This window comes from Mesorhizobium sp. M7A.F.Ca.CA.002.04.1.1 (assembly GCF_004022805.1).
GTDB classification, from domain to species: Bacteria; Pseudomonadota; Alphaproteobacteria; order Rhizobiales; family Rhizobiaceae; genus Mesorhizobium; species Mesorhizobium ciceri.
Genome location: NZ_RZPL01000006.1, coordinates 20090 through 27043 on the forward strand (window position 1 = coordinate 20090; position 6954 = coordinate 27043).

Consider the following 6954-nt stretch of genomic DNA (forward strand, 5'->3'; position numbering starts at 1 on the left):
ACGCCGCATGCATGGGAGTCTCCGAAAGCATTAAGAGCCGTTATCCATGGTTACGCCCCTCGAAAGAAAGAGCCGCTTCCGTCGTGGCAGGGAAACAGCCACTCCTGGGGTGGAGGCCGGCGCTAGAAGCCGCCGTAAGATCCGGAAGAGCCGCGCGACAGCATCACACACTTTCCTTCTGCTCTTGGGTTCGGATCACGCCGCGCCGCTGTCGATGCCGCCGACATTGAGCCCAAGACCTGGAAGGCGGCACACGCTTTTGCTGTCCTCTCAGTCGGGACCGCGGCTCAAGCATGCCTGTGAGGTTCGCATTGCTCAATGCCCGGCAATCGACGTCAACATGCCGCTGAGTTGGAAAACACTCCTAGAGGAGTAAGGATAAGTGGACCTCTTTTGTATTGGTGTGGGTGCTGGACCATCTAATTTGAGCCTTGCGTGTCAGATACAGGAAGAGATTGCGCAAGGGGCACTGTTCCTGGACCGGGAGGTCGATTTCCGAGGACATCCAGGCAGCGCTTTCGATTGCGCGGAGCTCCAGGTCGGCCACTTCCAGGATCTGGTTACTCTGGTCAATCCGCGATCAGCCTACACATTCGTAAACTACCTCCACGAGAACGGGCGTCTTTACAATTTCCTCAATGCGCAATTTCACGGGGTGCTTAGAGCCGAGTTCGCCCAATATCTCAACTGGGCGTTCCAGAAGAATCCGCTTGTCCGTGGCGGCGAGGCCGTTCGCGAAATCCGCTTTGACGGCGAGTTTCGCGTGCGGACGGACAACGCGGTCCTTGATGCAAGAAACCTCGTCATCGACATAGGCAAGCAGGCGCAAATTCCGCCTCAGTTTCATGGCTGGACTGGACCCAACCTGTTCCACTCATCTGAGTTGGCCCACATCAATCCTGAGGTGCAAAAAAAGCATGTCTGCGTTGTTGGCGGCGGACAGTCGGGAGCCGAGCTGCTACTGCACCTTGTCGGCCGGCCGAAAGAACGGCGGCCCGCGGCGATCACATGGGTCTTGACGCGCGAGATGCCTTTCGACGACCACGCGTTCACAAACGGGCTGTTCACGCCATGCTTCTCGGATCGTTTTGCTGCGATGAGCGAGGTGCATCGACAGCTGTTCCTGCGGCGTTTCGCGCTTGCCTCCGAGGGCATTTCAGAAAGCAAGTTGCGCGCGGTCTATCAGGCGCTCTACCACCACGCCTTTCTCGAGCCACACCAATGCGAGATCACATTGCGGCCAAGTTGCAACGTGTCGCGCTGCATCAATGCCGGAGCAGGGCACAGGCTCACGCTGCAACGCGGCTTGGACAACATCGGAGAAGTAACCGCCGATATCGTCATCCTGGCCACCGGGTACGAGAAACCGCTGCCGGGTTTCCTAGAACCGATCGCAGATCGCCTCGAACAGATCGGCAATGAGCTCGCCATCGGCGAGGATTTTTCGGTGTACTGGGACGGACCGCGAGACCGACGCCTTTTCGTTCAGAACGCCTGCCTTGGACAGCGCGGGCTGGCTGATCCGAACTTTGGGCTGCTGGCCTGGCGAGCGCGCCGCATCCTTGACAGCCTTCTGCGGCGCGCGCCATGCGCCAATCCCGAGCATCTAGGGTTCATCAACCGTCCCTTGACGGAGTGCTGGCCCGACCTCGGAGTCGAACAAATGGGCAGCGGGATATGATTCGTCGATATTGATGATCGGCGGTGGCATTCAGGAAAGATTTCCGCCTCTGGCGGCAAAAGCGGGACGAGCAATATTCCTACGGCGTCAGATCGCTCTGCTCGCGCTTGAGCAAGGTAGCGTCGCGCGACTCCTGCTTGGCGTGAAACAGCAAAGGGCATTCAATCACGATGCAGCTTTACGTGCTGTCGGGCTCAACGCCACGTGGATCGAGCCCAACGCCGCCGTTGGCAACCGCGACGCGAATTATGACGCCGGGCCACATGCGGCGGTGGCTGCAAGGGTACCGAGCCTCTCCCGCACTTTCGACCCCATCGCCGAAGTGCGACTACTCCAGGACGCCGAAGCCGGTCTTATCGCCAGCGGGCCAGCCAAACTCTCACCTTCCTAAACGGCAGCCGCTAAGGTGAGCCGTCGAAAGCCGACATTCAGGTTAACGTCAGCTGGCCGTGTTAGGGCTCGCTTATTCAAGGCGGTACCGGCGCTTGCCGAAGCTAAGAAGGGTTGGCATGCCCTTTGCCGTGCTTGATGTGCGGCAACACGGTGAGAGCTCCGCTGAAGCAAGCGAGAGGGAGCAATGCCCTCGAGACCGTGTCCGATTTTGACTGGAAAATATTCCGCGACAAAAGAGACGAAAGGTGTGGAATGACTTTGGACACCAAGATGGAACTGCGTATGGGGTCCCCGGCTCCTGCGCTGAAAGTGGAGAACTGGCTGCGTGGCGAGCCCCTCACGAGCCTTCGGCCCGGCAAGGTCTACCTCGTTGAGTTTTGGGCGACTTGGTGCGGACCATGTGTCGACGCCATGCCCCATTTGATCGAACTGCAGGAGAAATATGAAGGCAGCGGATTTGAGGCGGTCGGAGTTGCCGCCTGCGAACAGGGTCCTACCGCAGACGAGGCGCGGACCAACGTGGATGCCTGGCTGACCGAGGAGTTCCCGAATCTGAATTATCGTATCGGGTTCGATTACATTGGCGAAATGAACAAGCTCTGGATGGATCCCAGCTCTTCGTTCGGGATTCCCACCTCGTTCGTGGTCGACCGCGACGGCCACATCGCTTATATCGGCCACCCGGCACCTCTCGATGACGTTTTGCCGAAAGTCCTTAACGGCAGCTGGCGCAGCAGCTATGAAGCGAAAGCCGTCGATGCAAAGCGAATCTCGCGTGTGCGCGAATCGTCGCTGAGTCAGCCGATATACGCCAAACTTGGGCCGGCGATGCAGGACGAGGATTGGGCAGCGGCACTATTGGCCATCGAAGAAGGCCTCGCCGTGATGCCAGACTCTTTTGATTTTCGGCGGGTTCATGCGGATATTCTGCTTCACAAGCTGCGCGACATCAAAACCGGCTTGCCGCTTATGCGAGAATTGGTCGAGGACGCGATCGACAAAACGTCCGACGCGGTGTCGTGGATGGCCTTGGCCCTCAACCAACTCTTCGATCCCACGATGGACAATTCCCATCTTCCGCATGATGATCGCTTTGCGATGGGCAAGGAGCTCTCCGAACAGATCCTGGAACTTAATCCTCCGCAAGGCGATGGAGACTTTAAATTCGGGTGTTACTTTCCGGTCGCTCAGTATTATTACGAGAGCGGCAACAAGGACCGGGCGATCGAGTTGATCGAGGTGGCAATCAAATCGCTGGACCATTCGGAGCCAGTGCCGGACCAAACCAAACAGCGCTACCTCACCTCGTTGCTCCAAGCCCTGGCCAACTACACGGGTGAGCCTGCCTGTCACGCGGATCTTTGTGTGGCTCCGCAAAAGAAGGCACCCGAAACTCAAAACGAAGTCACTTCCTGAGCAAGAATCGCGAAGGGACTGACAATTGGAATTGAACACTGGCCAATCCGCCCGCCCAGGCGCACTTCGCAGCAATAACGTCGATGCCGCAAAAGTGCGCGGCTTGCGGCAGGTGGAATTTCCATTGCGTTTACCTCGGGTCGAACCGCGGCGCAGGCGTTCGCGCCGCGGTGAAAGGTCTCGCATTGGTGGACGTGCTCGAGGTCGGCCACGGGACACTGTTGCGTGGGATCGGCTCGCCCAAGCCATTCCCCGCCCACGCAAGCGCCCGAACCACACATCGCAGAAAAAGAGATCGTCCTTCAAGAGGAGTACTGAAATTGGGGAAAAGCGAAATTCCTCATGAACCGGTTGGCCCTGCTGTCAACAATGACGACGAGGCCCTTGCTTCCCCGTTCGTCAAATGCCTCCTGCGGCTCATTCGTACTCAGGATTCCTTCGGCTTATGGGAAGGCCATTCGGATGCCGAGCTGCTGGCCGAGTTCATCATCACCAAGCAACAGCAACGTGCGGTACCCTTTGGCGGCGATCCCGATCCTGACGCGCTGTGGAGGCTCGACATGTTTACACCGCCGTAGCGCTTGCGATCGAGGAGCGCTCCGGCGTGTCGACGTCGCCAATAATTGGAATGAAACCCCTGGGGGCTTCCGGCGGTTGGGCGTTCTGTCGAGACGTCCACCGGTTCGGCTTCGAGACTTTCCGCAAACTTGCTGAGGCCGGTACGAAACTGGTCGACGATGCGACTGCAGCCATTGAAGCCTAGCCCGAGATGGAGCGCATCAACAAAACCATTGTTCCAGGAAGGATCTATGTCAGACCTAGATAAGATGAGGAAGAAAGTCCGAAAGCTCCAGTTGCGTGCAGCTATTGCCAAGATGGCATTGCAGGACCTTGTCGAGGGTCTGCCGGGCAAGTGGGCCGACATACAGGAAGTCGCCGAGAAAACCCAAGCCGTTTATGCCGAGTTGGATGTTGCCAAGAGAGAACTCGCTTCAATGAAGAATTTAGGATGATGCGCACATTCACCACCCGTGACGGCTCCATTTGGATGCCGTCGTACCTGACCTCCATCGATAGCAAGACCTGCATCGGCTGCTGCCGTTGTTTCAAGGTCTGCTCGCGCGATGTCATGCATCTTCACGGCGTTGATGATGCGGGTGAAATCCTCGGCCCCTGCGATGACGAGGACGACGATTTCGACGGCAAGCTCAATCGCATGATCATGGTTGTCGATGATGCCGGCCGCTGCATAGGCTGCGGAGCCTGCGGCCGCGTCTGCCCCAAGAACTGCCAGACGCATGTTCCGGCCGACGAGCTCGCAACATGATCTGGCGAAAACCAGGGGAGCGGCGTGCACTTCATCTTTTTGTCGGCTCGTGGGGCTGGTCCTGTGCAGCAATGCGTCGATGGTTTACTTCGCTTTGGATTCGCTCCGTGTGGCAGTCGTCACGACGCTGGCCTGTTCGCTGCTGCTTCAGGCCGGCTACTTCGGCCGCGTGCTCTTTCTGATCTGGCAGTCCTCTAGCCGCGCTCGTGGAACTCGCCACAGGGGCCAGCATGCCGATGGTTACAGGAAAGCTCGGGTACCAGTCGTCTGACTCTGATCAACTGCGGAATGCAATTTTCAGCTGTGTCCCGGCTTGGTCGAATGCCCAGCATGTGCTGCTGCTTTGATGCGCGGATGACAGGATCAGTGCTCAGACCCACACCAATTTTGGTCACCCTCTGATGACTGAGCTGATCGTATAGGGAATCTGTGTTCGGCTAACACGCGACCATACCCCTGGGCTGACCGGTGCGTAGCAGGTTCAGGTACTTTTTTGCTGGAGATAGCATGCTGGAAAAATTCGAACGTTATCCGCTCACCTTTGGACCCACGCCGATCGAGAGGCTCGACCGCCTCGGCAAGCATCTGGGCGACAAGGTGGAAATCTACGTCAAACGCGAGGACTGCAACTCCGGTCTCGCGTTCGGCGGAAACAAGCTGCGCAAGCTCGAATACATTGTGCCCGACGCGATCGCGTCAGATGCCGATACGCTCGTCACAATCGGTGGCGTGCAGTCCAACCATACGCGCATGGTCGCTGCGGTCGCCGCCAAGATCGGCATGAAATGCCTCCTGGTCCAGGAGAGCTGGGTCCCACATGATGATGCTGTCTACGACCGGGTCGGCAATATCCTCTTGAGCCGCATCATGGGGGCAGAGGTGCGCCTGGTTGACGAGGGCTTTGACATCGGCATCCGCCGCAGCTGGGAAAAGGCACTTTATGAAGTCAAGGCAAGGGGCGGCAGGCCATATGCGATACCTGCCGGCGCCTCTGTCCACAAATACGGCGGCCTGGGCTATGTGGGGTTCGCTGAGGAGGTGCGTGCCCAGGAAGAGCAGCTTGGGTTTGCCTTCGACTATATCGTCGTCTGTACGGTGACTGGTTCAACCCACGGCGGCATGCTCGTCGGGTTCGCCAAGGATGGTCGACAGCGCAACGTGATCGGTATCGATGCCTCCGCCATGCCCGCCAAGACCAAGGCGCAGGTGCTTGGCATCGCCCAAAATACAGCGAAGCTCGTCCACCTCGGAGCGGAAATTGTCGAGGCAGACGTGGTGTTGTTCATGGACTACGCGTACCCGGGTTATGGCGTTCCATCGGAGGAAACCAAAGAGGCAATCCGTTTGTGCGCGCGGCTCGAGGGCATGATTACGGACCCCGTTTACGAGGGCAAATCGATGCAAGGGATGATCGACCTCGTCCAGAGGGGCTTCTTTCCACAGGGATCGAGGGTCCTCTACGCACATCTAGGCGGCGCACCGGCGATCAACGGGTACGGCTACACCTTTCGCAACGGCTGACGTTCGGCAGTCTGCGATTCCGCGGTCGCGCTCGAACGTGGGTAGGTAGCGTCGTTCGAGCGCTTGGCTGGAGAAGTGGAGGCAGCGACGGGCATCCACTAATTGGTACCATTACGTGCTGTCGGTGCTCAACGCCACGCGCATTGAGCGCATGCCGCCGTTGGCAACCGCGAGGCGAATTTTGACTCCGGGGCAAGAATCCACACGCGGCGGTGGCGGCACGAGGACCAAGCCGGCGAGTTCGCGCTTTCGAACTGGCGCCAAACTGCCACTGCTCGAGGGCCGAGGCCAGTCTAATCACAGGCGAGCCGTCCAAGCTCTCAAGAGTGATAGGGCGAAACCCGACAGCGGCAGAAGACATGTCGGGTTCACGACAATCGGCCGCATTTGGCCTCGTGGAGAATTTCAAAGCATTTCCCGCCGCTTACCGGAGCTGAGGGAATTGGCACCTCCGTTGCAGCTTGATGTGCGGCAACACGGTGAGAGCTTCGCTGAAGCAAGCCAGAGGGAGCGATGCCCTCGAGACCGTGTCCGATTTTGACTGGAAAATATTCCGCGACAAAAGAGACGAAAGGTGTGGAATGACTTTGGACACCAAGATGGAACTGCGTATGGG

The 6954-nt window shown here is 58.4% G+C and carries 8 protein-coding genes and 1 pseudogene; 8 read left to right on the forward strand and 1 reads right to left on the reverse strand.

The features are described 5' to 3' along the window. Window positions 1-382: 382 nt before the first annotated feature. The 8 genes and pseudogenes from ENZ75_RS00780 to ENZ75_RS00815 all read left to right on the forward strand — a co-directional run bounded on the left by ENZ75_RS00780 (window position 383) and on the right by ENZ75_RS00815 (window position 6338). Window positions 383-1681 carry a SidA/IucD/PvdA family monooxygenase gene (locus tag ENZ75_RS00780; protein ID WP_063169368.1) on the forward strand — a complete coding sequence of 433 codons (1299 nt, stop codon included), beginning with the start codon at window positions 383-385 and terminating at the stop codon, window positions 1679-1681. A 13-nt stretch (window positions 1682-1694) separates the two neighbouring features. Next, a complete protein-coding gene (locus tag ENZ75_RS00785; RefSeq protein ID WP_024505270.1) occupies window positions 1695-2072 on the forward strand; it encodes a hypothetical protein in 378 nt (125 codons plus the stop codon). A gap of 272 nt (window positions 2073-2344) precedes the next feature. After that, entirely contained in the window at window positions 2345-3490 is a 1146-nt protein-coding gene (locus ENZ75_RS00790; RefSeq protein WP_128277861.1) for a TlpA disulfide reductase family protein, read from the forward strand. Between the two features lie 335 nt (window positions 3491-3825). Then, a pseudogene (locus ENZ75_RS34880) lies at window positions 3826-4253 on the forward strand (DUF269 domain-containing protein). A gap of 46 nt (window positions 4254-4299) precedes the next feature. Continuing rightward, window positions 4300-4503 carry a CCE_0567 family metalloprotein gene (locus tag ENZ75_RS00800; RefSeq protein ID WP_063169367.1) on the forward strand — a complete coding sequence of 68 codons (204 nt, stop codon included), beginning with the start codon at window positions 4300-4302 and terminating at the stop codon, window positions 4501-4503. Then, window positions 4500-4817: a ferredoxin III, nif-specific gene (gene fdxB, locus ENZ75_RS00805; protein ID WP_206521174.1), complete on the forward strand. Its 318-nt coding sequence runs from the start codon at window positions 4500-4502 to the stop codon at window positions 4815-4817. The genes ENZ75_RS00800 and fdxB overlap by 4 nt, the downstream gene beginning before the upstream one ends. 79 nt (window positions 4818-4896) lie before the next feature. Then, complete coding sequence (locus ENZ75_RS34885) at window positions 4897-5088, forward strand: exopolysaccharide production repressor protein (protein ID WP_127230899.1); 192 nt, start codon at window positions 4897-4899, stop codon at window positions 5086-5088. Between the two features lie 236 nt (window positions 5089-5324). Then, entirely contained in the window at window positions 5325-6338 is a 1014-nt protein-coding gene (locus ENZ75_RS00815; RefSeq protein ID WP_024505903.1) for a 1-aminocyclopropane-1-carboxylate deaminase, read from the forward strand. A 368-nt stretch (window positions 6339-6706) separates the two neighbouring features. On the opposite strand, the gene ENZ75_RS34540 is transcribed toward ENZ75_RS00815, so the two are convergent. Further along, window positions 6707-6954, reverse strand: a 248-nt coding sequence (locus tag ENZ75_RS34540; protein ID WP_206518380.1) for a hypothetical protein, incomplete at its 5' end; no start/stop codon positions are given.

Coding starts and splice junctions, on each gene's coding strand:
- fdxB (WP_206521174.1), top strand. CDS start 4,500: ATGATGCGCACATTCACCACCCGTGACGGCTCCATTTGGATGCCGTCG.
- ENZ75_RS00815 (WP_024505903.1), top strand. CDS start 5,325: ATGCTGGAAAAATTCGAACGTTATCCGCTCACCTTTGGACCCACGCCG.
- ENZ75_RS00800 (WP_063169367.1), top strand. CDS start 4,300: ATGTCAGACCTAGATAAGATGAGGAAGAAAGTCCGAAAGCTCCAGTTG.
- ENZ75_RS00785 (WP_024505270.1), top strand. CDS start 1,695: ATGATCGGCGGTGGCATTCAGGAAAGATTTCCGCCTCTGGCGGCAAAA.
- ENZ75_RS00790 (WP_128277861.1), top strand. CDS start 2,345: ATGGAACTGCGTATGGGGTCCCCGGCTCCTGCGCTGAAAGTGGAGAAC.
- ENZ75_RS34885 (WP_127230899.1), top strand. CDS start 4,897: ATGGTTTACTTCGCTTTGGATTCGCTCCGTGTGGCAGTCGTCACGACG.